This window comes from Marinobacter suaedae (assembly GCF_030519635.1).
Lineage (GTDB): Bacteria > Pseudomonadota > Gammaproteobacteria > Pseudomonadales > Oleiphilaceae > Marinobacter > Marinobacter suaedae.
In genome coordinates this window covers 62,650-88,178 of sequence record NZ_JAUMIS010000002.1, presented here as the reverse complement: position 1 = coordinate 88,178, position 25,529 = coordinate 62,650, and the positions used below count along the sequence as shown (strand labels likewise).

Here is a 25,529-nt window from a genome sequence, read left to right as displayed (position 1 = left end):
AACAACGGAGAACAACGCCATGTATACCCAAAAATCACAACTCTATTACCCACCACTGGAGCACGTCGCTGGCCACTTTTCCTGGATTCAGGAACGGCCGGACGATTACATGCCCCGTCGCACCGAAGACACCACCAAGCGTTTTGCCGCCACCACTGCCGTGATGGCCATGGCATCTACCCTGGTGACCGCGGCCGCCTGCCTGATTCCCTGGATTGCCCTGAGTGTGGGCATCGGCGGGCTAGGTTTCCTGACCCGCTACACCTACCTGCAGGTGCCCGCCACCATTGTGACGGTTGCCCTTCTGTCCATCAGTTACCGGGCCCTTCGCCGCAGCCCTTGCCAGGGCACGACTTCTCGCCTGACCCGGGGGCTGTTCTGGTTTGCTGTAGCCCTGGCAGTTGCCATCAACCTGATCGAATACGTGGTTCTGCCCGCACTGGCCTGAACCCATAACAAACGAAGGAGACTCGCCATGAAAACCACCCTTCTGATTCTGACCCTGATGGGCGCTCTGGTTCATATCGCCGCCATGCCACCCAAGGCCTACGCGGACGAAACCCAGAGCGCCAGGCAGTCCACGACAACCCTGCGTATCGATGACATGTCCACCCCCGCCTGCCCGGCATTGGTGGAAGCCGCCGTCGCCAAGGTTCGGGGAGTGGAAAGCGTCAAAGCTTCCCTGGACACAAAAACCGCCATTGTTTACTACGACGCCTCACAAAGCGCCCCCAGGGATTTCATGCTGGCCATTCGAAAAGACGTAGGTTTCCACTCTGAAATCCAGCAATAAACGCTCCCGCCTGATGCCTTCGCCGGTGGTTTCCCAATCACCGGCGATTTAACCAAACGCTCTCCGAAACACCCCGCCGTTTAACTTGAAATCATGCCCCTTTCAGAATACTGTATATTTAAACAGTATTTCGAGAGATTCCCATGAGCGAACTGCTAAATACCCTGATGCGGGATGCCCGTGTCTGGCAGGGTCACCGTCACACCGCCACCCTCCAGCCCGCCGAGCCCACCGGCTACCAGCGCCTGGACAATCAACTGGGCGGCCTCGGCTGGCCCACCGGCGCGCTCAGCGAGTGCCTGCTGGATGCCCCCGGTATTGGTGAACTGCACCTGTTGCTGCCACTGATGCAGCGGCTGTCCCATCGCGGAAAAACCGTGTTCTGGATCAACCCACCGCACACCCCCTATGCCCCGGCTCTGGCGCGGGAAGGCGTGAATCTGGATCAGGTTGTGATGGTGCACACCGACAACCAGGGCGATTTCCTGTGGACACTGGAAAACTGCCTGCGCTCACCGGTCACCGGTCTGGTCATGGCCTGGCCCGACAAGCTGGCCGCCCGGGATATCCGGCGCCTGCAACTGGCTGCCGAAGCTGGCAGCAATGTGTGTGTACTGTTTCGGGAACGCCACCACGCAGAGCAGAACTCTCCCGCCGCCCTGCGCCTTGAGCTGACCCCCGGCGATCATCAGGCACTGAAAGTGAATATTGTGAAGCGCCGTGGTAGCTGGCCCGGCCAGCGCTGTTCGCTCAGCATGGGGCACCGGGCAGACCTGGCCAGCCAGGAAACACCTCGCATCATCCGGGGGCCCTGGCGACAGGGGCCAGGAACCGCCGCCAACCGGTAACCTCGTCATGATCTGGCTGTACCTGCACTTTCCGCACCTGTTGCTGGATCACATCCGGCGTGCCCGGGAGGACTCTGGCGCACTGGTGATTGTCGACGGCTCCGGACAAACCGTCCTCCAGGCCTGCCCGGAAGCCCGGGAACTGGGTGTACAGGTCGGCATGCGCCTGAAAACCGCCATCACGCTGGCGCCGGAATTGGCCATCGTACAGGCCGATGATCAACAGCAGGCCCGGATTCTGGAAGAGCAGGCTCGCTGGCTGTACCGGCATGCGGCCCATATCGTGCCCAAGCCACCGGATGGTTTACTGGCCGAAGTCGGTAGCCTGCAACGCTTGTACGGCGGCTTACCGGCCGTGTGGCAAACCGTGGAGATGGCTCTGGATGAGCACCAGCTCACGGCCTGGCCCGGCCTGGGTCATACTCCACTGGCCGCCCGGTTGATGGCCCGGACCGGCAAGGGCGAATGCAACGCCGACCGGGGGCATATTCTACGAACCCTTGGTCAGCTGCCCTTGCAGGCAGCCGAGTTCGATGATCGCACCTGCACCCGCTTACAACGGCTGGGACTGGATCGCCTCCAACAGGTATTTGACCTGCCACCGGCGGAACTGGCCCGGCGGCTGTCACCGGAAACCCTGGCGCGGGTGCAGAAGATTCTTGGTACTCGCCCGGACCCCCAACCGGATTGGCAGCCACCCCACCAGTTCCGGCAGCAGGCGGATTTCGTGCGGGAAATTGAGCAGGCCCAGGGGCTGCTGTTTCCGCTCCAGCGCATCCTGTCTGAACTGGAAGACGATCTGTGCTGGCGCCAGCAGGAAACCGACACTCTGTTCCTGACGCTCCATCATCGACATGAGGAGCCCACCAAGCTGCGCATCCGAACCTCCGGGCCGGAACACCGGGCCGAAGCCTTCCTGAATCTGATTCGCCTGCGGCTGGAACGGCACCCACTTAGGGCTCCGGTGCTGTCCTTACAGCTCTCCGTCAAACGGTTCCTCGGTCGCGAAGCTCCCTCCGGACGAGACCTGCTGGGCGAAACCCAGGATCTGAACGAAGCCTGGCACACCCTGATGAGTCGGCTTCAGGCCCGGCTCGGCGAATCTGCCCTGAGCCAGCTGGCTCCACAGGCTGACCACCGCCCGGAGCGGGCCTGGAGTGCCGCAAGCCTGGCGCGCAAGCACCAGCCCACCGAAACAACCGGTTTGCCCCGCCGCCCGCTGTGGCTGCTGCAAGGACCACAACCGCTGACCTCACCCCCACAGGCGTGGTTTGCAGGCCCGGAACGCATCAGTGGCGGCTGGTGGGATGGCCAGCGAGTACTTCGGGACTACTACATTGCCCAGCTCGATAGCGGCCAGTTGGCCTGGGTATTCCGGGATACTCAAGGCGGCTGGTACATACACGGGTGGTTTGGCTGATGGAGCGACCGGGCTACGCCGAACTCACTTGTGTCAGCAATTTCAGCTTTTTAACCGGTGCGTCTCATCCTCATGAACTGGCTGAGCGTGCCGCTGGGCTGGGCTACCGGGCACTGGCAATCACCGATGCCTGCTCCGTGGCCGGCATTCCCCGGGCCTGGGCCGCCCTGAAGGACAGTCCGGTACAGCTCATCACCGGCAGCCACTTTGAACTGGACGATGCCCCGCCGGAGGCCTGCATACCCCGGTTCGTGCTGCTGGCCCGCACCCGCAGGGGCTATGGTCAATTATGCCAGCTGATCACCACCGGTCGACGCCGGGCTGAAAAGGGTCAGTACCAGCTGTTTTTTCGGGACATCGAAACCCACACCCTGGACGACTGCCTATGCCTGTGGAACCCACCGGCACCGGCGGAAGCCAGTGCCGATCAGGCGCTGGCCTGCGGTGAATGGTTATTGCGCCTGTTCGAGCACCGGTTATGGCTGGCGGCCACCCGCACGCTGGAATCCGGCGAAGAACAGAAGCTGTCCCGTATCCGCTGGCTCGCCGATCAACTGCGCTGCCCGATTACCGCCACCGGCGATGTCCACATGCACAGCCGGGAACGCCAGCCCCTGCAGGATGTGCTCACTGCCCTGCACCATCACACCACCGTCGAGCACGCGGGCCATTGCCTGTTCCAGAATGCCGAACGCTACCTTCGGCCGCTGCCTGTCATTCAGCGATTATTTCCGGATGCCTGGCTGGAACAGAGCCTGAAAATCGCCGATCAGTGCACCTTCGAGCCCGGCAGCCTGCGCTACGAATACCCGCCCGATCTGGTACCGGAAGGCGAAACCCCCGCCGGCTACCTGAAACGCCTGACTCGCGAAGGCGAACGCCGGCGCTACCCCGAGGGTACGCCCCTCACCATTCAAGGCCTGATCCGCAAGGAGCTGGACCTGATTTCGGAGATGAAGTACGAACACTACTTCCTCACCATCTACGACATCGTGGCCTTTGCCCGCAGTCAGGGCATCCTGTGCCAGGGTCGGGGTTCGGCCGCCAACTCCGCCGTGTGCTATTGCCTGGGCATTACCGAAGTGAATCCAGCCCGCGTGGAACTGCTGTTCGAACGCTTCATCTCCAAGGATCGCAACGAGCCGCCCGACATCGACGTGGACTTCGAGCACGAGCGCCGGGAAGAAGTCATCCAATACATCTACCAGCGCTACACCCGTGAAAGGGCTGCGCTCGCCGCTACCGTCATCCGGTACCGTCCCCGCAGCGCTGTACGGGATGTGGGCAAGGCCTTGGGCTTCGACCCGGCACAAGTGGAACAACTGCTGGAAGGCATCGACTGGCGAGACAAAGCCACCAACTGGCGCCAACAGATTCTCGACAAGCGCCTGACCCGCAACCCCAAGGTGGCGGATCAATTCTTTACCCTGGTGAACACCCTTCTGGGCTTCCCTCGCCATCTGTCCCAACACGTGGGCGGCTTTGTCATCAGCGCCGGGCCACTGGCGGAACTGGTGCCGGTGGAAAACGCCGCCATGGCCGACCGGACCGTCATCCAGTGGGATAAGGACGACCTGGAAAGCCTTGGTTTAATGAAAGTGGATGTGCTGGCGCTGGGTATGCTGTCCGCCATTCGCAAAGCACTGGCTCTGATCAGCGAACGCAAGGGCGAGCCGTTCCGGATGCAGGACATCCCGGAGGAAGACCCGGCCACCTACGCCATGCTGCAAACCGGCGATAGCATCGGCGTATTCCAGGTGGAATCCCGCGCCCAGATCAACATGCTGCCCCGGCTGAAACCGGAAACCTATTACGACCTGGTGATCGAAGTGGCCATTGTCCGGCCCGGCCCCATCCAGGGCGACATGGTGCACCCGTATCTGCGGCGTAAGCACGGTCTGGAACCGGTCAGCTACCCCAACGACGCCATCCGCAAAGTGCTGGAACGCACCCTCGGAGTACCGATCTTCCAGGAACAGGTGATCAAACTGGCCATGGTGGCGGCCGGATTCTCCGCCGGTGAAGCCGACCAGTTACGCCGGGCCATGGCGGCCTGGAAATCCCACGGCGACCTGACGCCGTTCCGGGAGAAGCTGATTACCGGCATGCTGGAACGGGGCCACGATGCTGACTTCGCCGAGCGTCTGTACCAGCAGATCTGCGGCTTTGGCGGCTACGGCTTCCCGGAATCCCACGCCGCCAGTTTCGCTCTGCTGGTGTATGTCTCCGCCTGGATCAAACGCCACCATCCCGCCGCTTTCTACTGCGCGCTGCTGAACAGCCAGCCCATGGGATTCTACTCTCCATCCCAACTGGTTCAGGATGCCAGGCGCCATCAGGTCAACGTACTGCCGGTGGATGTAAATTGCAGCCAGTGGAACCACACCCTTGAAGGCCCGGACCAACATCTACGGCTGGGGCTTCGACTGGTACAGGGGCTCTCCTATGCCGGTGCCCAACGGCTGCGCGAGCAACGGCCTACTGGAGGCTACCGGTCTGCAGGCGAACTGCGAAAGCTCGCCGGACTCAACCAACGGGACATGGAAGTACTGGCCGGCGCCAATGCCATGCCGGCATTCGCTGCAAACCGGCACCAGGCCTACTGGCAACTGCTCGACCACGAACAACCCACGGAACTGTTCGCGGCGGAAGCCCCTGAAGACTATCGACCAGACCACTGCGAACAGCTACCAGAGCCCAGCGAAGGTCAAAACGTCCTGGCCGACTACGCCAGCCTGGGCCTCAGCCTCCAGCGCCACCCCCTCGCCCTGCTCCGGGAACAGGGTCACCTGAAGTACTGCCACACCGCCGAAGAACTCAAGTCCACCCGGGCCGGCGTACCCGTTCAGGTCGCCGGGCTGGTCACCGGCCGCCAACGCCCCGGCTCCGCCTCCGGCGTCACCTTCGTAACCCTGGAAGACGAAACCGGTAACGTGAACGTCGTGGTCTGGCTGGAAACCGCCCGGCGCCAACGCAAGCCATTGTTAACCGCGCGGCTTCTGCATGTGAAAGGCGTGCTGGAACGTGAGGGAGACATCGTTCATGTTATGGCCGGAAAGCTCTCTGACCTGAGTCACCTGATTCAAAAACTTCCGGTTAGTTCGAGGGATTTTCACTAATCTCTGGAGAAGCCCGTTAGGGGTGTCTGTTCAGGAAACGCTACAAGCACATCTATGTGCGCTTGGCTTCGGCCATCCTTGGCCTCAGACATTCCTGAACAGACACCCCTAACGCGCCCGAACATTTACGTTCGCTGCCCCAAAACAAGAAAACCCCGCACAAAGGCGGGGTTCTCCGTACTGCGATGTAAAGATCAGCCCAAAAGCTTGATCATCACACCTGCAGCAACCGCAGAGCCGATAACACCAGCCACGTTCGGGCCCATGGCGTGCATCAGCAGGAAGTTCTGCGGATTGGCTTCCAGACCAACCTTGTTGGAAACCCGCGCTGCCATCGGCACCGCAGATACACCGGCAGAACCGATCAGCGGGTTGATCTGCTCTTTACTGAGCTTGTTCATCAGCTTGGCCATCAGAACACCCGATGCGGTACCTACGCCAAAGGCTACGATACCCAGGCCCAGGATACCCAGAGTCTGGCCATCCAGGAACTTGTCCGCCATCAGCTTGGAGCCTACGGACAGGCCCAGGAAGATGGTCACGATGTTGATCAGCGCATTCTGGGCAGTATCGCTCAGACGCTCAACCACACCACACTCACGCATCAGGTTACCGAAGCAGAACATACCCAGCAGCGGCGCCGCATCCGGCAGGAACAGCACAACCGCAATCAGAACCACCAGCGGGAACGCAATCTTCTCGCGCTTGCTGACCGGGCGCAGCTGGGACATCTTGATCTTCCGCTCTTCCGCAGAAGTCAGCGCCTTCATGATCGGCGGCTGAATCATCGGAACCAGCGCCATGTAGGCATAGGCCGAAACCGCGATCGCACCCAGCAGATGCGGAGCCAGTACGCTGGACACGTAGATGGAGGTCGGGCCATCAGCACCACCGATGATACCAATAGCCGCCGCTTCCAGAATGGTGAACTCCAGAACGCCGGTCCAGTCCAGCAGCGCAGCGCCGATAACAGTGCCGAAGATACCGAACTGAGCAGCAGCGCCCAGCAGCAGGGTCTTCGGATTGGCCAGCAGCGGACCGAAGTCGGTCATCGCGCCTACACCCATGAAGATCAGCAGCGGCCCGATGGTGCTGCCGATAACCACGGTGTAGAAGTTATACAGCATGCCGTTGCCGTAGCCGAGGTCCTGGGCCGCAGCATTCGCCAGGGCCATCTGGGTGTGGCTGGCTTCTTTAATAGCCACCTTGAAGGCTTCTTTCAGTTCGGGCGTTACCGCCTGCCCGGCCTGATAAGCCACATCCAGAGGCGCCGCCAGCGCGACCAGCGCTTCGGCCGTACCGTTTTTCAGCGCGAAGTGGATGGCATTTTCCGCCGCAGACAGGGCTAGTCCTGCCTCCGGGATGTTCGCCAGAATACCGCCGAAACCAATAGGCACCAGCAGCAACGGCTCAAAGCCCTTGCGGATCGCGAGGAACAGCAGGAGAAGGCCGATGGCGATCATCACCACCTGGCCCGGCTCTATATTGAACAGGCCACTACCTGTCCAGAGTGTCATCATTTTTTCCATGGAATGCTGGCCCTTATCCGATTGTCAGCATTTCATCATCAGGGGAGACGGCATCACCGACCTTGATGAAGACTTCGCCGATGGTACCGGCTTTGGGTGCACGAACCTCGGTTTCCATTTTCATGGCCTCAAGGATGATCAGCACATCGCCTTCCTCAACGGTGTCGCCCGGAGAGACAAGTACCTTGAAGATGTTGCCGCCCAGAGGAGCAACCACAGGTTCACCTTCGCCAGCGGCCGGAGCCGGTGCAGACGCAGCAGCCGGTGCGGAAGCGGCACCACCATCGCCCTGGATCTGGGTGATTTCACCGCCTTCGGAAACAGCAACCACAAACTTCTTGCCGTTCACGTCTACGGTGTAGGTTTCAGGGCCGCTCGCCTTCTTGGCAGGCGCAACGTCGTCAGCAGACGGTACCGGCTCGAAGGCATCCGGGTTGCCGCGGTTTTCCAGGAACTTCAGACCAATCTGCGGGAACAATGCGTAGGTCAGTACGTCGTCCACTTCCTGCTCGGCCAGCTTGATGCCTTTGTCGCTGGCAATGTCTTTCAGCTCAGCTGTCAGCTTATCCATTTCAGGCTCGATCAGGTCTGCCGGACGGCAGGTAACCGGCTCTTTACCATCAAGAACGCGATCCTGCAGTTCCTTGTTGAACGGCGCCGGTGCTGAACCGTACTCACCCTTCAGGATGGCGGAGGTTTCCTTGGAGATGGACTTGTAACGCTCGCCGGTCAGAACGTTCAGCACCGCCTGAGTACCCACAATCTGGGAAGTCGGGGTTACCAGCGGGATGTAACCCAGGTCTTCACGAACCTTGGGAATTTCGGCCAGAACCTGATCAAACTTGTCAGCGGCGTTCTGCTCTTTGAGCTGGCTTTCCATGTTGGTCAGCATGCCACCCGGAACCTGGGCGGTCAGGATGCGGGAATCTACGCCGCGCAGGCTGCCCTCAAACTTCGCGTACTTTTTACGAACTTCACGGAAGTAGCCTGCGATTTCCTCAAGCAGGTTCAGATCCAGACCGGTGTCACGATCGGTACCTTCCAGAATCGCGACCACAGCCTCGGTGGGTGAATGGCCGTAGGTCATGGACATGGAGGAAATAGCCGTGTCCACGTTATCGATACCAGCCTCAGCGGCCTTAATGGCAGTTGCGGTAGACATACCAGTGGTCGCGTGACACTGCATGTGAATCGGGATATCGAGTTCTTTCTTGAGACGGCTGACCAGGTCAAACGCCACATACGGCTTCAGCAGGCCTGCCATATCCTTGATGGCAATGGAGTCGGCACCCATGCTGGCCACTTCCTTCGCCATATCCACCCACATTTCGATGGTGTGCACCGGGCTGGTGGTGTAGGCGATGGTGCCCTGGGCGTGCTTGCCGGTTTTCTTGACGGCCTTGATCGCGGTATCGAGGTTCCGCGGGTCATTCATCGCATCGAAGATACGGAATACGTCCACGCCATTCTCAGCGGCACGATCACAAAAACGCTCTACGACATCATCCGCGTAGTGACGGTACCCCAGCAAGTTCTGCCCACGCAGAAGCATTTGCTGTTGGGTGTTGGGCATGGCTTTTTTCAGCTCACGGATCCGCTCCCACGGATCTTCGCCCAGGTAACGGATACAGGCATCAAAGGTAGCGCCGCCCCAGGATTCCAGGGACCAGAAACCGACCTTGTCGAGTTTCTCGGCAATCGGCAGCATGTCATCCAGCCGCATGCGGGTGGCAAGCAGGGATTGGTGGGCGTCGCGCAGGATAACGTCCGTAATCCCAAGCGGTTTCTTTGAATCAGTCATCGTGTCAGCCTTCTGTTACAAGGTTCTAATCCGTTTACCGTGTCACTTCTTGTGGCGTGAACGGTATTGTGCAATTGCCTTCTTGATGGCCTCGGCGGTGTCCGGGTCGACCGCTGCGGGCGTTTTGGGCTTGGCACGTGGCGTTTTCGCCGGGGTTGCCGGCTCGGGTGCAAACCGGGCAATGATTTTGGACATGAGCAGAGTTGCGAAAACCAAGATCACCAGGAACGCAAACACGAAGCCCATGCCGGCAATCATCAGATCCGCGGCTTGTGACATCAGGGTATCCATATCCGATAGCTACCTGTCTAAAGTGAGTGATTTTCCCGCCTTGTGTGGCCAGACCACTTAGACCAATGTCTAATGCGATGCCGGAACAAATCGGGAGGCAAAATCCTGCGTAATTTACCGTTTTAACAGTCGATGAGCAAGCTAAGCTCAACTGACTATAAGGAGTTTCCGAAGCTAACACACAAAACGGAATAGCCGCTACAGCAGGGCTCTCGTGTGCAATCAGGCAAAACGGACACGGAATTTCCGCCCCTTGATCCGCCCCTTCTCCAAACGCTTGAGCGCCGACGATGCCTGCCCGCGTTCAATGGCCACAAAGCATTGAAAATCGAACAAATCAATCTTGCCGACAGAAGTACTCGGAATGCCGGCCTCCCCGGTGAGCGCTCCCAATACATCCCCGGGGCGAACTTTGTTTTTGCGCCCGCCGGCAATACAGATGGTTTTCATTGGCGGAACGCGAGGCTGCGAAGGCGTAGCCAGGAGCTCACCTGAATCGCCCCACTCCAGAGGCTTCCCACGAACTTCTTCCAGTTGCGATAACTTGTGCCCGCGCGCCGGGGTACAGAGGGTGACCGCCATGCCTTTTTCGCCGGCACGCCCCGTTCGCCCTACCCTGTGGGTGTGCACTTCCGGATCACGGGCCGGCTCCGCATTGATCACCAAGGGAAGGGATTTGATATCCAACCCCCGGGCAGCCACGTCCGTTGCCACCAACACTGAGGCGCTCCTGTTGGCAAAGCGAACCAACACGCTGTCCCGGTCTCGCTGGTCGAGATCCCCGTGCAGCGCTACCGCCGCGAAGCCCCCCGCGCGAAGGCCCTCTGCCAGATCATCGCATTGTTGCTTCGTGGTGCAGAAAACAATGCAGGATTCCGGCTGATGGCGGGACAACAATGCCTCGACAGCCTTTTCTGTGGTGCTTGGCTCCACCTCATAGAACCACTCGCTGATATCCGGGTTCGCCTCTCCCGCTTCAACCCGCACATCCTCTGGCTCATTCTGAAAGCGTTTGCTCAAGCCACGCACCGACTCGGGCCAGGTCGCCGAAAACATCAAGGTCTGCCGCCTGACGGGCACCTCCTGGAGAATGGCATCAACACTGTCCTGAAACCCCATATCCAGCATGCGATCGGCCTCATCCAGAACCACCGTGCTGACCCGATCCAGTGTCAGGGTGCCTTTACGCAAATGGTCCTGGATACGACCAGGCGTCCCGACCACGATATGGGCGCCATGGCTCAGAGAACCAATCTGCGGACCGATAGGCACGCCCCCGCATAGTGTAAGCACCTTGATATTCTCTTTCGCCCGAGCCAGCTCCCGCAGGGCCTTGGACACCTGGTCTGCCAGCTCCCTTGTGGGACACAACACCAGACCCTGAACCGCGAACATACGCGGCCGCAGGCCTTCAATCAGCCCGATACCAAAGGCCGCCGTCTTACCACTACCCGTCCGGGCCTGAGCGATGACATCACGACCACCCAGGGCATGGGGCAGCGTTTTCGCCTGCACCTCTGTCGGCTGCCGAAAGCCAAGGCGCTCCAGATTGCGAAGCATGGAAGGGGAAAGTTCAAATTTCTCAAAAGAGCTCATACGGGGACACCAGACGGTCAGCAAGGCGGGTTAGGAAGCACAAAAGCGAGCGCGTATACTACCGCATTCGGAAAAGCGAGTTTGCACCAAATTACGGAGTTACCCATGCCCTCCCTTCAGGACCAGCTACTGAAAGCCGGCCTGGCCGATGAAAAAAAGGCCAAGGCCATCCGCCAGGAAAAGCGAAAGAAACGTAAAACCCAGCCCAAGGGCGCCTTTCAGGAGTCCGAAGCGGAAATACGCGCACGCAAGGCCCGGGAAGAAAAAGCTGAACGTGACCGGGAACTGAACCGCCAGCGACAGCAAGAAGCCGAGAAAAAGGCCATTCAGGCCCAGATTCGGCAGATCATAGAAACCAATCGTCTTGACCGGAGCAAGGGCGAGACCTCATATCAGTTTGTGCACGACAAGAAGATCAAGAAAATCCTGGTCGACGATGGCATGTTCGACGCACTTTCCAGCGGCAGACTCGCGATTGCCAGCTTGAACGACAGCTATGAGATCATTCCTGAAGCCGTTGCCCGAAAAATCATGGAGCGGGACGAGCAGGCAATTGTCGTACTGCACGACCGCACCACCCAGCAGGAAAACGACGAAGACGATCCTTACGCTGGCTACGAAATTCCTGATGATTTGATGTGGTAACGAAAAATACCACCAACCTATGAATACCAGTGGTACCGGCCCTCGCCCCGGTACTCACTGGCCGATATGGTGGCCCGTGAACAAATATTCCCTGCGTAAATCCCACCAGTACCAGCGCTCTTTAGTCCAGACCACACTGGCCTCAATCCGGTTTCCATTGCGAATCCCCTTCCAGACCATGGTGCCATGCTTGGGGCTGACCGCCGTCGCCTCAAAATGCACCAGACCATCCTCCCTGAACGCCCTGTATTCGGCTCCTTCAAACCCGTAATCCTGACAGGCCTGGGAGACAAGCCGACCGTCAGAAAACACCAGCCAGTCCGCATCCCCCTCATAGCTTGCGGTTAACTCCCAAAGGACACCGGCGAAACTGGCCCCATCCAGCAATGCTTCCTGCCCGGCACTGGACGAGCCCCAAAAACAAGCAATACAGACAACCAGGAGCCGGACAGGTGCAACGAATGCCTCCATGCTCATTTCCACCCCTCCCTTATTTGCTCCCGGGCAACTGCATCAACACTTGGACAAAGAGATTGGTCGTTAGTGCGCAAATCCGCCAGTAAAACGGGGAGTTTTTCTGGCCCTGCATGAAAGTTTGGGGAATACAGAAACAAAAAACCCCGCACACGGCGGGGTTTTTTGTTCAATATGGCGCGGCTGGGAGGATTCGAACCTCCGACCGCCTGGTTCGTAGCCAGGTACTCTATCCAGCTGAGCTACAGCCGCTTAAAACTGAAGATTTGTGAGGAGTGGCGCGGCTGGGAGGATTCGAACCTCCGACCGCCTGGTTCGTAGCCAGGTACTCTATCCAGCTGAGCTACAGCCGCGCATCTTAAACTCACTGGTTGCTTGCTAGTTCAACCTGTTCTCGCCCCGAAAGGGAAATGGCGGAGAGGGAGGGATTCGAACCCTCGATACGCGCAATGCGTATGGTTCCTTAGCAGGGAACTGGTTTCAGCCACTCACCCACCTCTCCGTGAGAACGGGGCGTATACTACACATAAAAATTCCGTTTTCAAAGGGTTGACACATGTTTTTTACCACCGGATTTTCAACCCAACCAAAAAAGCCGCTCAGGTGCTTCCTGAACGGCTTTTTTCTGATCAACGATTGCCCGACTCTGGCTCATCCGAGCCCTTTTCAGACTGGATACGCTGATAGATTTCTTCCCGGTGCACCGCCACTTCCTTCGGTGCGTTAACGCCGATGCGAACCTGGTTCCCCTTCACTCCGAGAACGGTAACGGTGATTTCATCACCGACCATCAGAGTTTCGCCAACACGGCGAGTTAGAATCAACATATGCTCACTCCCTTTTCAGAGCTTCCTGTTCCGACAAATGGTCCCGATATAGCCTGCGCGTTTTTACCAGAATCCGAAATCAATCAGCAGACGCACATTCCCGTACTTGGTTCCAAATTGTCATAGATTTAGTCAATGAATCCCCATTTGGCAAGGCATCCCAACCATATGCCATGGATTCAGCTTAGCTCTCTTCCTTGAGTGCGGGCTTATCTAATTCAAATTCGCTGTGCAGGGCGCGCACAGCCAATTCGAGGTACTTCTCGTCAATCACGACCGAGATCTTGATTTCAGAGGTGGAAATCATCTGAATGTTGATGCCCTCGTTGGACAGTGCCTCGAACATCCGCGTGGCCACGCCTGCGTGGGAACGCATACCAACACCGACAATGCTGACCTTGGCAATCTTGCTGTCGCCAGTCACCTCACGGGCACCCAGTTCTCCGGCTACCGAGCTGAGAACGTCGTGAGCACGACGGAAATCGTTGCGATGCACCGTGAACGTAAACGCGGTTTTGTTATCCTCGCCCACGTTCTGAACGATCATATCCACTTCGATGTTGGCATCACTGACCGGCTTAAGGATACGCAGCGCACTCCCGGGCGTATCAGGAACTCCGGAAATTGTCAGCTTGGCTTCATCGCGGTTGAACGCGATACCAGATACTACCGGTTGCTCCATGGCGTCTTCATCCTCAAAAGTAATCAGGGTGCCCTCACCTTCCTGAAAACTGGAAAGCACCCGCAGGGGAACGTTGTATTTACCCGCAAATTCCACGGAACGAATCTGGAGCACTTTGGAGCCCAGACTCGCCATCTCGATCATTTCCTCGAAGGTAATCCGGTCGAGGCGACGCGCACTGTCAACCACGCGCGGGTCTGTGGTGTAAACGCCATCGACATCGGTGTAAATCTGGCACTCATCGGCCCGAAGCGCCGCCGCCAGTGCCACCGCGGTGGTATCGGAACCACCTCGTCCCAGCGTGGTGATGTTGCCCCGCTCATCAATGCCCTGAAAGCCCGCTACCACTACGACCCGTCCAGCATTGAGATCTTCACGCATATGCTGCTCGTCAATCTGCTTGATGCGCGCCTTGGTGTGCGTACTGTCTGTAACGATCCGCACCTGGGACCCTGTATAGGAGCGCGCGTCGCAGCCTCGCTTTTGCAGAGCCATGGACAGCAGCGCAATGGTCACTTGCTCACCCGTCGACACCAGCACGTCCATTTCGCGCGGTGTCGGCTCCTCCATGATGCTACTGGCCAGGCCGATCAAGCGGTTGGTTTCGCCACTCATGGCAGAAACCACGACGACAACGTCATGACCTTCTTCCCGAAAACGGGCTACCTTGTCGGCAACCGCTTCAATGCGCTCGGTCGTTCCAACCGAGGTGCCACCAAACTTCTGAACCAACAGTGCCATTATTTTTTCACTAATCTGAAACGAGGCCACAGCAAAGCATGGCTTTGCCAGTCACAACCAAAAACGGACAGGATTATAACCTCCTGTCCGTTCCTGAAAACAATGATTTAACAGATATTTTTTTCGACCCAGGCCGGCACGTCCGCAAGTGCATCTGCCAGCTTGGAGGGATCGTTTCCTCCGCCCTGAGCCATGTCGGGCCGGCCACCTCCCTTGCCATCCACCTGGGCGGCAAGATGCTTCATCAGGTCGCCGGCCTTGATCCGGGCGGTCGCGGATTTAGTGACACCTGCCACGAGAGTGACCTTCCCATCGGCCGTGCTGGCCAGAACCACCACACCTTCACCCAACTTGTTCTTGAGCTGGTCGGCGGTTTCCATCAGAGCCTTACGGTCAGCACCTTCGAGTTCGGCAGCCACCACTTTCAGGCCACCCACCTCAACGGCGGAACTGGCCAGGTCACTACCTGCGGAACTGGCCAGCCTGGCCTTCAGCGCATCCACTTCCTTTTCAAGCTGTCGGCTGCGATCCAGTGCCTGCTGCACTTTTTCAACCACCGACTCCCGGGTGGCGCGCACCAGGCCTGCTGTTTCCCGTAGAGTCCGGTCGGTTTCGTCTACCCATTCCAGGGCACCAAAACCAGTGACTGCTTCAATTCGGCGAACACCGGAGGAAATACCACCTTCGGAGGTGATGCGGAACAACCCGATATCACCCGTGCGATTCACATGGGTGCCTCCGCACAGTTCCACGGAGTAGTTTTCTGTTCCCATACTCAATACCCGAACGGTATCACCGTACTTCTCGCCGAACAGAGCCATGGCGCCCTTCTCCTGGGCCGACTCCATATCAGTGACTTCGGTCTGAACGCGCGTATTCTCAAGAATCTGCTCGTTGACCTGACGCTCAATTTCACGCAACTGCTCGGCGGTCACCGCCTCGAAGTGGGAGAAGTCAAAACGCAGCTTGTCCGGGTCTACCAGCGAGCCCTTCTGGTTTACATGCTCGCCCAGCACCTTGCGCAGCGCTGCGTGCAGCAGGTGGGTGGCCGAGTGATTGCGGCGAATGCGTTCACGACGGGCGTGGTCGATACGTGCATCCACTTCCAACCCCGGGAACAACTCTCCCTCAATCAGGGTACCCACGTGCAAGTGGTTCCCCCCTTCCTTACGGGTATCAGTGACTTTGAAACGACCACCACTCCAGGTCAGGATGCCGGTATCACCCACCTGGCCACCGGATTCGGCGTAAAATGGTGTGCGCTCCAGCACAACTACCGCTTCATCACCCGCTTCCGCGTTTTTCTCTTCACCGCTGACAATCACCGCGCGGATCTTCTCGTGACCGTCTACATGTTCGTAACCGGTGAACTCGGTAGAACCCTCAATACTCAGGCCGGCAGCGTTGTAATCGATACCAAACTTACTGGCGGCACGGGCCCGCTCACGCTGGTTTTCCATGGCCTGCTCGTAACCTTCGTAGTCCAGGGTCAGACCGCGCTCTCGGGCGATGTCATTGGTCAGGTCCACCGGGAACCCGTAGGTATCGTAGAGGGTAAAGACGGTCTCACCGGGAATCACATCGCCTTTCAATTCAGCGATGTCCTGCTCGAGCAGACGCAGGCCTTTATCCAAAGTCTTGGCAAACTGCTCTTCCTCCTGCTGAAGCACCTTTTCAATCTGCTTCTGACTGCTGACAAGCTGGGGATAGGCTTCGCCCATCAGGTTGACCAGCGCACCAGTCAGCTTGTAGAAGAACGGATCACTGGCGCCCAGCTTGTTACCGTGACGCGCCGCCCGACGAATGATCCGCCGCAGTACAAATCCGCGCCCCTCGTTCGACGGCATCACGCCGTCGGAAATCAGGAACGCACAGGAACGGATATGATCCGCGACCACGCGCAGACTCGCTTCAGTGGTGGCAACACCACCCAGCACATCCGACGCGGCCTTGAGCAGGTTCTGGAACAGGTCGATTTCGTAGTTGCTGTGAACACCCTGCAGCACTGCCGCAATTCGCTCCAGCCCCATACCGGTATCCACGGACGGCTTCGGCAGATTCATCATCTCGCCGTCGGCGGTACGGTTGTACTGCATGAAGACCACGTTCCAGATCTCGATGTAGCGGTCACCGTCTTCGTCCGGGGAACCGGGAGGACCACCTGCTACGTCCGGGCCATGATCGTAGAAGATTTCTGTGCAGGGACCACAGGGGCCGGTATCGCCCATCTGCCAGAAGTTGTCAGACGCGTAGCGAGCTCCCTTGTTATCACCAATGCGAACAATACGGTCGGCCGGAACACCAATTTCTTTGTTCCAGATTTCATAGGCTTCGTCGTCATCCGCGTACACCGTGACCCACAGTTTTTCGGTCGGCAGCTTGAGCCACTGCTCGCCGGTCAGAAAGGTCCAGGCAAAATTGATGGCTTCGCGCTTGAAGTAGTCACCGAAGCTGAAGTTACCCAGCATCTCGAAAAAGGTGTGGTGACGAGCGGTATAACCCACATTTTCCAGGTCATTGTGCTTGCCGCCGGCGCGCACGCACTTCTGGGAGGTGGTCGCCCGTGTATAGTCACGCTCTTCCCGACCCAGGAACAGATCCTTGAACTGGTTCATTCCCGCGTTGGTGAACAGCAGCGTGGGGTCGTCCGCCGGTACCAGTGAACTGCTTGAAACTACGGCATGACCCTGCTGCCGAAAATAATCGAGGAATGCTTGTCGCAACTCTGCGGTTTTCATAGCCCTTTGATACCTTTACACCTTGCCAAAACCTGCCGGGGAGTCGGCCGGTCCGCGATTGAATACGAGTACTTACATGCGTCTGCAAATCCGCTACTCTAGCACACGCCGAGTACATGAAAAACGTGCAACATCACAGGAGTATTCATGCCCCGACGCTTTCACGACGCTGAGGAACTGCTTCCTCCCGCCACCTTTTTAAAGCGGGCGCTGGCCGTCATTTACGATGGACTGATCAGTATCGCCGTATTGCTGGTCACAACCTGGCTTTACACCCTGGTGGCCGGCTGGTTTACAGGTTGGGATAAGTACGGGGAAATGGCGGAAGCCGGTCAAATCTCGGGAGACCCGGGGCTGACGTTCGTGCTCTTTCTGACGCTTTATCTCTTCTTCGCCTACTTCTGGACCCGTCTGGGCCAGACACTCGGCATGCAGGTTTGGCGGATCCGAATCGAGAACCTGGACGGGACGTCAGTTACCTGGACCCAGGCATTGCTGCGTTACGTTACCGCAGCCGGGGTATTCCTGGTGGCCCTGCTTGGCAGCTATTACCTGAGCCCGGCCACTCTGTTTATCACCATCCCGGCAATGATCGCCCTGTTCATGCCCATCAATGGCCTGTCCCTGACCGACCGGGCGTCCAACAGTGTGGTCGTTGAGGTCCCGAAACCGGTCAAGACAGCCTGACACCTTCCCCGCTAGCCGGCCCGCCGCATCAGAATGGCACCGGCTAGCGCGTTCACCCCAATGGGAACCAGCACTGCCAGCATAGGATTGAAACCGTAGACCAGGCTCATCGGCCCCAGCAGATCCTGCATGTACTTGAACAGCAGCCCAACCAGCAATCCGGTAAACACCCGGAACCCCATGGTGACCGACCGCAGCGGACCAAAGATAAAGGAAATCGCCACCAGAACCATCACCGCCGTACCCAGAGGCATCAGCACTTTTTTCCAGAACGCTAGCCAGTAAGGCGACGCATTGAGATCCTGGTCCTCCAGGTACCTGGCGTAGGTAAAGAGGCCGGACATGGACAGGTTCTCCGGCTTGACGATAAGGACGCTGAGCACGCCCGGCGTTAAACCGGTTTCCCAACGCAGCGTCTGGTTCCTGACCAGTTGAGTGCCATCGTCCTGTATTTCCGTGGTTCGCACCCGCTCCAGTAGCCAGTGATCACCCTGATAGATCGCCCTGGGCGCAAAGCTGGATGAGAGCAGTTCACGCTCTTCATCAAACTCAAACAGCGAAACCCCGTGCAGAACACCGTTCGGCTGGACGGCATTCAGGTGGATAAACACGTTTCCTTCCCGGTGCCATACCCCGGACGCCGCAGCGACGTTTTTCCCGGCCCCAAGGGCCACGGCCTTTTCGCTCTGAGCCAGACGCTCTGCCGGTGGCGCAATGTATTCACCCAGCACCACACCGAACAGCACAACGACCAACGCGGGCTTCATCGCCGACCAGACAATACGTTTGAGGGACACCCCTGCCGCCCGGATTACGGTCAATTCGGATGAACTCGCCATGGAGCCCAGGCCGATCAGGCACCCCATGAACGCGCCCAGTGGCAGGTAGTCGTAAATTCGACGCGGCAGGGTCAGCGCCACGTATTTCAGAGCTTCCAGCGTCTGGTAGTCGGACCGGGTATCCTCAAGCTCGGCAATAAAACCGAAGATGAGATCCAGAGAAAGCACGACCACCATGACCAGGAACATGGCGCCGCCCACCGTGCGCATGACATAGCCGTCTATCTTATACATCGGCCCGCGCCTCCTTCAGTGCCCTGCGTTTGTGCAGCCAGGCCGGGCCAAACTGCAGCCACAACCCCAACAACAAAAACAGCGCGTGCACCCACAGCATGCCAATCCACTCTGGCACCTTTCCGTCAGCCAGCGCATCCCGGGCAACAATCAGAAGACCCAGATACGTGATGTAGACCAGCATGGCCGGCAGCAGATGGAAAAACCGTCCCTGCCGGGGATTCACCCGGCTCAGGCGAACCGCCAGCAAGGTAACAATGGGGACGATCAAAGGCAGTGAAAAACGCCAGTGCAAAAGCGCCCGGTCCTCGGGATCGTCCGACTTCATCAAGTCCGGCGTGCTGATCCCCTCTTCCAGTTGCCGCGTGCCTTTCTCTCCACTTTCTATCTTGAGACCGTAGGCTTCAAACCCCGTGATGTTGTAATCCAGCTCTCCCGGAGAGCCATCGAACCGACCACCATTTTCCAGAATCAGAAACCGGCTTCCGGTGTCCTGATCAATAATTTGAGAACCCGCCGTAGCGGTAAAGATGGTGACACCCTCGCCACCCCGGCCGTACTCGGCAATGAATACGCCCTGAAGCTCCCGCTTGTCATCGCTGAGGGATTCGGTATAGGTGACCCGGCCACCCGAACTGAAACTCTGGAATCGTCCCGGAGCCAGCATTTCGAACTCTGTTGCCTGGCGCTGCTCGTTGAAAATCTGCTCAACCTGCTTCATCCCCCAGGGCGAAACTACCAGACTCATCGCTCCGACAATCAGCATCACCGGCAAACTGCCGAGCAGCGTCTTCACCAGCAACTGACGGTCGCTCAGACCACAGGCAAACAGCACCGTCATCTCGCTTTCCATATACATGCGGCCATAGGCCAACAGGATACCGATGAACAGGCCAAGAGGCAGGATCAGCTCCAGAAAACCGGGGAACCGATAGGCCATGATGGAAAACAGAACATCCGCAGCAATCTGGCCTTCGGCAGCGCTACTCAGGTACTTCAGGAAGCGACCACTCATGAACACCAGGAGCAGGATGCCGGACACCGCCACCATACTGATCATGACCTGCCGGATTAAATAGCGAAAAATAATGCTCAAGAAGATCTCTCTGCCAATGTCCGTTTAACCGTGGAGGAAAGCGCTAACTGCGCGTATTCTATGTAACCTTCGTGCCGAATGACAGTACGGTGGCAGCCTGCCACCCAAGAAAGCAAAGGGCCGTACCCGCTTGATAAATGATCGCCCCATCCCAATGCTAGACTAATCGGACGCTCCCTCAATCAGAAGGAGCGACAGCCGTCGCGCATCCATACCAGGAACATCTACAGGAGTTGCCATGAATTTCAGCCTGAGTGCCAAACCCATCGCCACCACCAAAGCTGACTGCCTCGTTATCGGTTTGCCGGAAAAAGGCACCTGGCCGGAATCCACCACTCAGGCAGACGAAGCCCTTGGCGGGCTGATCAAGACCCTGGAAACCAACGGCGACGTTACCGGCAAGAATGCAACGGCTCGGACCATTCCTGTCCAGGATGCACCCTGGGACCGCATCGTTGTGGTCGGCACCGGTAAAGATTCGGACCGCACCCTGCAGAACTACCGCAGGGCACTGATTGCCGCTGTAAATGCCGTGAAGGAGACCCCGGCCAAGAGTGCCCTGATTGCCCTGGCCGACACTGGCGTCAGCGGGACCGAAGCCGCCAGCAGCGAAGCCGCGCGTCTCAAGCTGATCGGTCGCTCCCTCGAGGAACATCTCTACGCCTTTACCGGTTACAAGAGCCAGCAGCCGGAAGCCCCGAAACTCAACAAGGTAACGGTCGGTGCCTCCGGCACCGGCAAGGCACTGAAAGACGCCTTCCACCTGGGACTGGCTACCGGCCGCGGCATGAACTACACCCGCGACCTTGGCAACACCCCACCGAACATTTGCCATCCGGAGTGGCTGGCCGAGCAGGCCCGTACCCTGGCCAAAGAAAACGACTGTATCCAGACCGAAATCCTGGATGAAAAGCAGATGAAGGAACTGGGCATGAACACCATCCTGGCGGTTGGCCAGGGCAGCGCCCAGCCTCCCCGTCTGATCGTGATGGAGTACCGCGGTGGCAAGCCGGACGACAAGCCTTACGTTCTGGTGGGCAAAGGCATCACCTTCGACACGGGCGGCATCAGCCTGAAGCCGGGTGCCGGCATGGACGAGATGAAGTACGACATGGGCGGCTCCGCCAGCGTGTTCGGTACCATGAAAGTGCTCACCGAAGTTCAGCCCAAGATCAATGTGGTGGCGGTGGTCGCTGCTGCCGAAAACATGCCGGATGGCGGCGCTTCCCGTCCGGGCGACATCGTCACCACCCTGTCCGGCCAGACGGTGGAAATCCTTAACACCGACGCCGAAGGCCGACTGGTGCTGTGTGACGCCCTGACCTACGTGAAGAAGTACGACCCGGAAGCGGTCATCGACCTGGCGACCCTGACCGGCGCCTGCATCATTGCCCTCGGCCACCATGCAACCGGTCTGATGGCCAATAACGACGGTCTGGCCAACGATTTGCTGGCGGCCGGTGAGCGAGCGGACGATCGTGCCTGGCGCCTCCCCCTTTGGGACGACTACCAGAACCAGCTGGACAGCAACTTTGCCGACATGGCCAACATCGGCGACCGCTCTGCCGGCACCATCACCGCGGCGTGCTTCCTGGCACGGTTCACCAAGGAATATCGCTGGGCCCACCTGGACATCGCCGGCACCGCCTGGCATTCCGGCAAGGCCAAAGGCGCCTCCGGCCGTCCGGTGCCCATGCTGGTCGACTACCTGATGTCCAATGCAGACAGCTGATTCCAGCCAGCAGCCAGAGTCCGGCGGCCCTGCCGCCGGAGACCCGGCAGAGTCTGGTCGCAACCAGCGTTACTGGTTCCACATCCTCGCCCAGAGCACACCCGCCGCCCGCAATCTGCACGCGGCCAGGCTGGTGGAGAAAGCCTGGCAGCAGGGTGATCGGGCCTGCATTGTCTGTGACACCCAGCAACAGGCCCAGGAACTCGACGACCTGCTCTGGAGCTTTAACCCGGAGTCTTTCATTCCCCACCGTCAGGTTACTGACTCAGGCATTACCTGCAGCGAGCCCGTTGGCATTCTACTCTGCCCTCCGCAGCCGGAGGACTGGGACACCGTCATCATCCTGTCCCAGACCCTGCCGGCCAACGCCGATCGCTTCCGAAGACTGGCCCTGGTGGCGCAAAACGACCCGGTAATACTGAACCAGGCCCGGGACCACTATCGCCAGTTACGGACCCTTGGAATCGAGGCCCGGGTGCACGATCAAAGGCGTCGCTGAAGTTCGCCGCCAACGAGGTGAGCATGTATAATCTTGCGCCTTGAAAACCACTCCCGAATCAACCGAACGGTCACCAGCAGAACCCATGGAAAAAACCTACCAGCCAGAAAACATTGAGCGCCAGTGGTACGAAAACTGGGAATCCAAGGGCTATTTCCGCCCCAGCGGTGAAGGCCAGTCCTACAGCATCGCGATCCCGCCGCCCAACGTCACCGGCAGTCTTCATATGGGGCATGCATTCCAGCACACCATTATGGACACCCTCACCCGCTACAAGCGGATGCAGGGTCGCAATGCGCTCTGGACCGTCGGTACCGACCACGCCGGCATCGCCACCCAGATGGTGGTGGAACGCAAGCTGGCTGGCGAAGAAGGCAAGACCCGGCATGACCTGGGTCGCGAAGAATTCATCAAACGCATCTGGGACTGGAAAGAACACTCCGGCGGCACCATCACCCGCCAGATGCGCCGTCTCGGCAATTCCGTCGACTGGGAACACGAACGCTTCACCATGGACGACGGCTTCTACAAGGCTGTCCAGGAAGTCTTCGTTCAACTGTACGAGCAGGACCTGGTTTACCGTGGCAAGCGCCTGGTGAACTGGGATCCGAAACTGCACACCGCCATTTCCGATCTGGAAGTGGAGAACAAGGAAGAGAAAGGCTTTTTCTGGCACCTGCGTTATCCGCTGGCGGATGGCGCCACCACCCAGGACGGTAAAGACTACCTGGTTGTGGCCACCACCCGCCCGGAGACCATGCTGGGTGACACTGCCGTGGCCGTGCATCCGGATGACGAGCGTTACCAGCACTTGATTGGCAAGCACGTCATGTTGCCGCTGGTGAATCGCCGCATCCCGATTGTCGCCGACCACCACGCCGATCCGGAAAAAGGCTCCGGCTGCGTGAAGATTACCCCGGCGCACGATTTCAACGACTATGCCGTGGGCAAGCGCAACGAGTTGCCCATGATCAACGTCATGACCCAGGACGCCAACATCCGGGACGTAGCCGAAGTCTTCAATTCAGACGGCACCGCCAACACCGACATCGACGGTACGATGCCATCTTCGTATGCTGGCCTGACGCGCGAAGACGCACGCAAGCAGATGGTTGCCGACCTCGAAAAACTGGGCCTTCTGGAACGGGTGGAAGATCATGTTCTGAGCGTCCCCCGCGGTGACCGTTCCGGCCTGATCATCGAGCCCATGCTCACTGACCAGTGGTTCGTGGACGCCAAGACCCTGGCCAAGCCGGCTATTGAAGCCGTCGAAGACGGCCGTATCCAGTTCGTTCCCAAACAGTACGAAAACATGTACTTCGCCTGGATGCGGGACATTCAGGACTGGTGTATCTCCCGCCAACTCTGGTGGGGCCACAGGATTCCCGCCTGGTACGACGCCGATGGCAACATCTATGTGGGCCGCGACGAAGCCGATGTGCGCCAGAAGCACAACCTGAGCGACGACGTCACCCTAAGCCAAGACGAGGACGTTCTGGACACCTGGTTCAGTTCTGCCCTGTGGACTTTCGGCACCCTGGGCTGGCCGGAAGCGACCGACCGCCTGAAGGCGTTCCACCCAACCGACGTGCTGGTCACCGGTTTCGATATCATTTTCTTCTGGGTTGCCCGGATGATCATGATGACCATGCACTTCATGAAAAATGAAGATGGCAGTCAGCAGGTGCCGTTCCACACGGTCTATGTGACCGGCCTGATCCGGGACGAGCATGGCGACAAGATGTCCAAGTCCAAGGGTAACGTGATTGACCCGCTGGACATGATTGACGGCATCAGCCTCGACGACCTGCTGGAGAAGCGCACCGGCAACCTGATGCAGCCGAAGCTGGCTGAAAAAATCGGCAAGCGCACCAAGAAAGAGTTCCCGGAAGGCATTGCAGCACACGGCACCGACGCCCTGCGCTTCACCCTGGCGGCTATGGCGACCACCGGACGCGACATTAACTGGGACATGAAGCGCCTGGAAGGCTACCGGAACTTCTGCAACAAGCTGTGGAACGCCGCCCGCTATGTGCTGATGAACACCGAAGGCGAGGACTGCGGCGTGAACGACGAGCCGGTGGAACTGTCACTGGCTGACCGCTGGATCATCAGCGAACTGCAGAACTGCGAGCAGGAGGTGATTCGTCATCTGGAGCAGTACCGCTTCGACCTGGCGGCTCACGCGCTTTACGAGTTCATTTGGAACGAGTACTGCGACTGGTACCTGGAACTGTCCAAGCCGGTTCTCAACGACGACAACGCCAGCGCCGAAGCCAAGCGGGGCACTCGTCGTACCCTGGTGCGCGTGCTGGAAGCGGTTCTTCGGGTAGCCCACCCAATCATGCCGTTCATCACCGAAGAAATCTGGCAACGCATTGCGCCGCTGGCCGGCAAGTCGGGCGACAGCATCATGCTGCAGCCCTTCCCGCAGCCAGATGCCAGCAAGATGGACACTGCCGTTGCAGCCGACATCGAGTGGCTGAAGGGTGTCATCATTGGCGTCCGAAACGTTCGCGGTGAGATGAACATTTCCCCGGGCAAAAAGGTTCCGGTACTGCTGCGCAGCAAAAACGCCGACGACAAACGCCGTATGGACGACTACCGCCAGTTCCTCTCCTCCCTGGCCAAACTGGAAAGTCTGGACTGGTTCGACGGCGACAAGGCCCCCATGTCCGCCACCCAGCTGGTGGGCGAGATGGAAGTGCTGGTGCCGATGGCGGGCCTGATTGACAAGGAAGCTGAGCTGAAGCGCCTGGACAAGGAGCTTGACCGTCTGAAGAAAGAAATCGGACGCCTGGAAGGCAAACTGGGCAACGAAAAGTTCACGGCCAAGGCGCCGGCTGAGGTGGTTGAAAAGGAACAGGAAAAGCTTCGGGATGCCCAGAGCAGCCTGTCCCGCCTGAGCCAGCAGCGGGCCGAGATCGAGGCCATGTAA

At 58.8% G+C, this 25,529-nt stretch carries 20 protein-coding genes and 3 tRNA genes; 10 read left to right on the top strand and 13 right to left on the bottom strand.

What is annotated here, in order from left to right; translation table 11 throughout:
* The first annotated feature begins 19 nt into the window (after positions 1 to 19).
* The 5 genes from QVZ43_RS09230 (at position 20) to QVZ43_RS09210 (ending at position 6,180) form a co-directional block, all read left to right on the top strand.
* The gene (locus QVZ43_RS09230) at positions 20 to 448 is read left to right on the top strand and encodes a hypothetical protein (RefSeq protein ID WP_302909711.1); all 429 of its coding nucleotides are present in this window, start codon (positions 20 to 22) and stop codon (positions 446 to 448) included.
* Positions 449 to 475: 27 nt separating this feature from the next.
* Positions 476 to 793 carry a heavy-metal-associated domain-containing protein gene (locus QVZ43_RS09225; protein WP_302909710.1) on the top strand — a complete coding sequence of 106 codons (318 nt, stop codon included), beginning with the start codon at positions 476 to 478 and terminating at the stop codon, positions 791 to 793.
* Between the two features lie 143 nt (positions 794 to 936).
* The gene (gene imuA, locus QVZ43_RS09220) at positions 937 to 1,641 is read left to right on the top strand and encodes a translesion DNA synthesis-associated protein ImuA (RefSeq protein ID WP_302909709.1); all 705 of its coding nucleotides are present in this window, start codon (positions 937 to 939) and stop codon (positions 1,639 to 1,641) included.
* A gap of 7 nt (positions 1,642 to 1,648) precedes the next feature.
* On the top strand, positions 1,649 to 3,061 hold the full coding sequence (locus tag QVZ43_RS09215) for a Y-family DNA polymerase (RefSeq protein ID WP_302909708.1): 1,413 nt from the start codon (positions 1,649 to 1,651) through the stop codon (positions 3,059 to 3,061).
* Entirely contained in the window at positions 3,061 to 6,180 is a 3,120-nt protein-coding gene (locus QVZ43_RS09210) for an error-prone DNA polymerase (RefSeq protein WP_302909707.1), read from the top strand. The genes QVZ43_RS09215 and QVZ43_RS09210 overlap by 1 nt, the downstream gene beginning before the upstream one ends.
* A 194-nt stretch (positions 6,181 to 6,374) precedes the next feature.
* On the opposite strand, the gene QVZ43_RS09205 is transcribed toward QVZ43_RS09210, so the two are convergent.
* The 4 genes from QVZ43_RS09205 to dbpA form a co-directional block, all read right to left on the bottom strand.
* Positions 6,375 to 7,709, bottom strand: a complete 1,335-nt coding sequence (locus QVZ43_RS09205; RefSeq protein WP_317848218.1) for a sodium ion-translocating decarboxylase subunit beta — start codon at positions 7,707 to 7,709, stop codon at positions 6,375 to 6,377.
* 13 nt (positions 7,710 to 7,722) lie between these two features.
* On the bottom strand, positions 7,723 to 9,510 hold the full coding sequence (gene oadA / locus QVZ43_RS09200) for a sodium-extruding oxaloacetate decarboxylase subunit alpha (protein ID WP_302909706.1): 1,788 nt from the start codon (positions 9,508 to 9,510) through the stop codon (positions 7,723 to 7,725).
* Positions 9,511 to 9,552: 42 nt separating this feature from the next.
* Positions 9,553 to 9,801, bottom strand: a complete 249-nt coding sequence (locus tag QVZ43_RS09195; RefSeq protein WP_317848217.1) for an OadG family protein — start codon at positions 9,799 to 9,801, stop codon at positions 9,553 to 9,555.
* 222 nt (positions 9,802 to 10,023) lie between these two features.
* Entirely contained in the window at positions 10,024 to 11,397 is a 1,374-nt protein-coding gene (dbpA, locus tag QVZ43_RS09190) for an ATP-dependent RNA helicase DbpA (protein WP_302909705.1), read from the bottom strand.
* Between the two features lie 105 nt (positions 11,398 to 11,502).
* On the opposite strand from dbpA, the gene QVZ43_RS09185 reads away from it, so the two are divergent.
* Entirely contained in the window at positions 11,503 to 12,042 is a 540-nt protein-coding gene (locus QVZ43_RS09185) for a DUF2058 domain-containing protein (RefSeq protein WP_302909704.1), read from the top strand.
* Between the two features lie 54 nt (positions 12,043 to 12,096).
* Here QVZ43_RS09185 and QVZ43_RS09180 read toward each other — a convergent pair whose 3' ends face one another.
* The 7 genes from QVZ43_RS09180 to alaS form a co-directional block, all read right to left on the bottom strand.
* Positions 12,097 to 12,519 carry a hypothetical protein gene (locus QVZ43_RS09180; RefSeq protein ID WP_223795436.1) on the bottom strand — a complete coding sequence of 141 codons (423 nt, stop codon included), beginning with the start codon at positions 12,517 to 12,519 and terminating at the stop codon, positions 12,097 to 12,099.
* 172 nt (positions 12,520 to 12,691) lie between these two features.
* Positions 12,692 to 12,768 (bottom strand) — tRNA-Arg (locus QVZ43_RS09175).
* A 24-nt stretch (positions 12,769 to 12,792) separates the two neighbouring features.
* Positions 12,793 to 12,869 (bottom strand) — tRNA-Arg (locus QVZ43_RS09170).
* Positions 12,870 to 12,927: 58 nt separating this feature from the next.
* Positions 12,928 to 13,018 (bottom strand) — tRNA-Ser (locus QVZ43_RS09165).
* A 127-nt stretch (positions 13,019 to 13,145) separates the two neighbouring features.
* Positions 13,146 to 13,343, bottom strand: coding sequence for a carbon storage regulator CsrA (gene csrA / locus QVZ43_RS09160; RefSeq protein WP_223795435.1), 198 nt, complete (start codon positions 13,341 to 13,343; stop codon positions 13,146 to 13,148).
* A 184-nt stretch (positions 13,344 to 13,527) separates the two neighbouring features.
* Positions 13,528 to 14,766: an aspartate kinase gene (locus QVZ43_RS09155; protein ID WP_223795434.1), complete on the bottom strand. Its 1,239-nt coding sequence runs from the start codon at positions 14,764 to 14,766 to the stop codon at positions 13,528 to 13,530.
* A 107-nt stretch (positions 14,767 to 14,873) separates the two neighbouring features.
* Positions 14,874 to 17,504 carry an alanine--tRNA ligase gene (gene alaS, locus QVZ43_RS09150; protein WP_302909703.1) on the bottom strand — a complete coding sequence of 877 codons (2,631 nt, stop codon included), beginning with the start codon at positions 17,502 to 17,504 and terminating at the stop codon, positions 14,874 to 14,876.
* A 147-nt stretch (positions 17,505 to 17,651) separates the two neighbouring features.
* On the opposite strand from alaS, the gene QVZ43_RS09145 reads away from it, so the two are divergent.
* Positions 17,652 to 18,191, top strand: a complete 540-nt coding sequence (locus QVZ43_RS09145) for an RDD family protein (protein WP_302909702.1) — start codon at positions 17,652 to 17,654, stop codon at positions 18,189 to 18,191.
* 11 nt (positions 18,192 to 18,202) lie between these two features.
* On the opposite strand, the gene lptG is transcribed toward QVZ43_RS09145, so the two are convergent.
* A complete protein-coding gene (gene lptG, locus QVZ43_RS09140; protein WP_302909701.1) occupies positions 18,203 to 19,264 on the bottom strand; it encodes an LPS export ABC transporter permease LptG in 1,062 nt (353 codons plus the stop codon).
* Positions 19,257 to 20,360, bottom strand: a complete 1,104-nt coding sequence (gene lptF, locus QVZ43_RS09135; RefSeq protein WP_302909700.1) for an LPS export ABC transporter permease LptF — start codon at positions 20,358 to 20,360, stop codon at positions 19,257 to 19,259. Before lptF ends, lptG begins: the two co-directional genes overlap by 8 nt.
* 238 nt (positions 20,361 to 20,598) lie before the next feature.
* Here lptF and QVZ43_RS09130 point away from each other — a divergent pair, with 238 nt between their 5' ends.
* The 3 genes from QVZ43_RS09130 to QVZ43_RS09120 all read left to right on the top strand — a co-directional run bounded on the left by QVZ43_RS09130 (position 20,599) and on the right by QVZ43_RS09120 (position 25,529).
* Positions 20,599 to 22,092 carry a leucyl aminopeptidase gene (locus QVZ43_RS09130; RefSeq protein WP_302909699.1) on the top strand — a complete coding sequence of 498 codons (1,494 nt, stop codon included), beginning with the start codon at positions 20,599 to 20,601 and terminating at the stop codon, positions 22,090 to 22,092.
* Complete coding sequence (locus QVZ43_RS09125; RefSeq protein WP_223795428.1) at positions 22,079 to 22,591, top strand: DNA polymerase III subunit chi; 513 nt, start codon at positions 22,079 to 22,081, stop codon at positions 22,589 to 22,591. The genes QVZ43_RS09130 and QVZ43_RS09125 overlap by 14 nt, the downstream gene beginning before the upstream one ends.
* 85 nt (positions 22,592 to 22,676) lie before the next feature.
* Positions 22,677 to 25,529, top strand: a complete 2,853-nt coding sequence (locus tag QVZ43_RS09120; protein ID WP_302909698.1) for a valine--tRNA ligase — start codon at positions 22,677 to 22,679, stop codon at positions 25,527 to 25,529.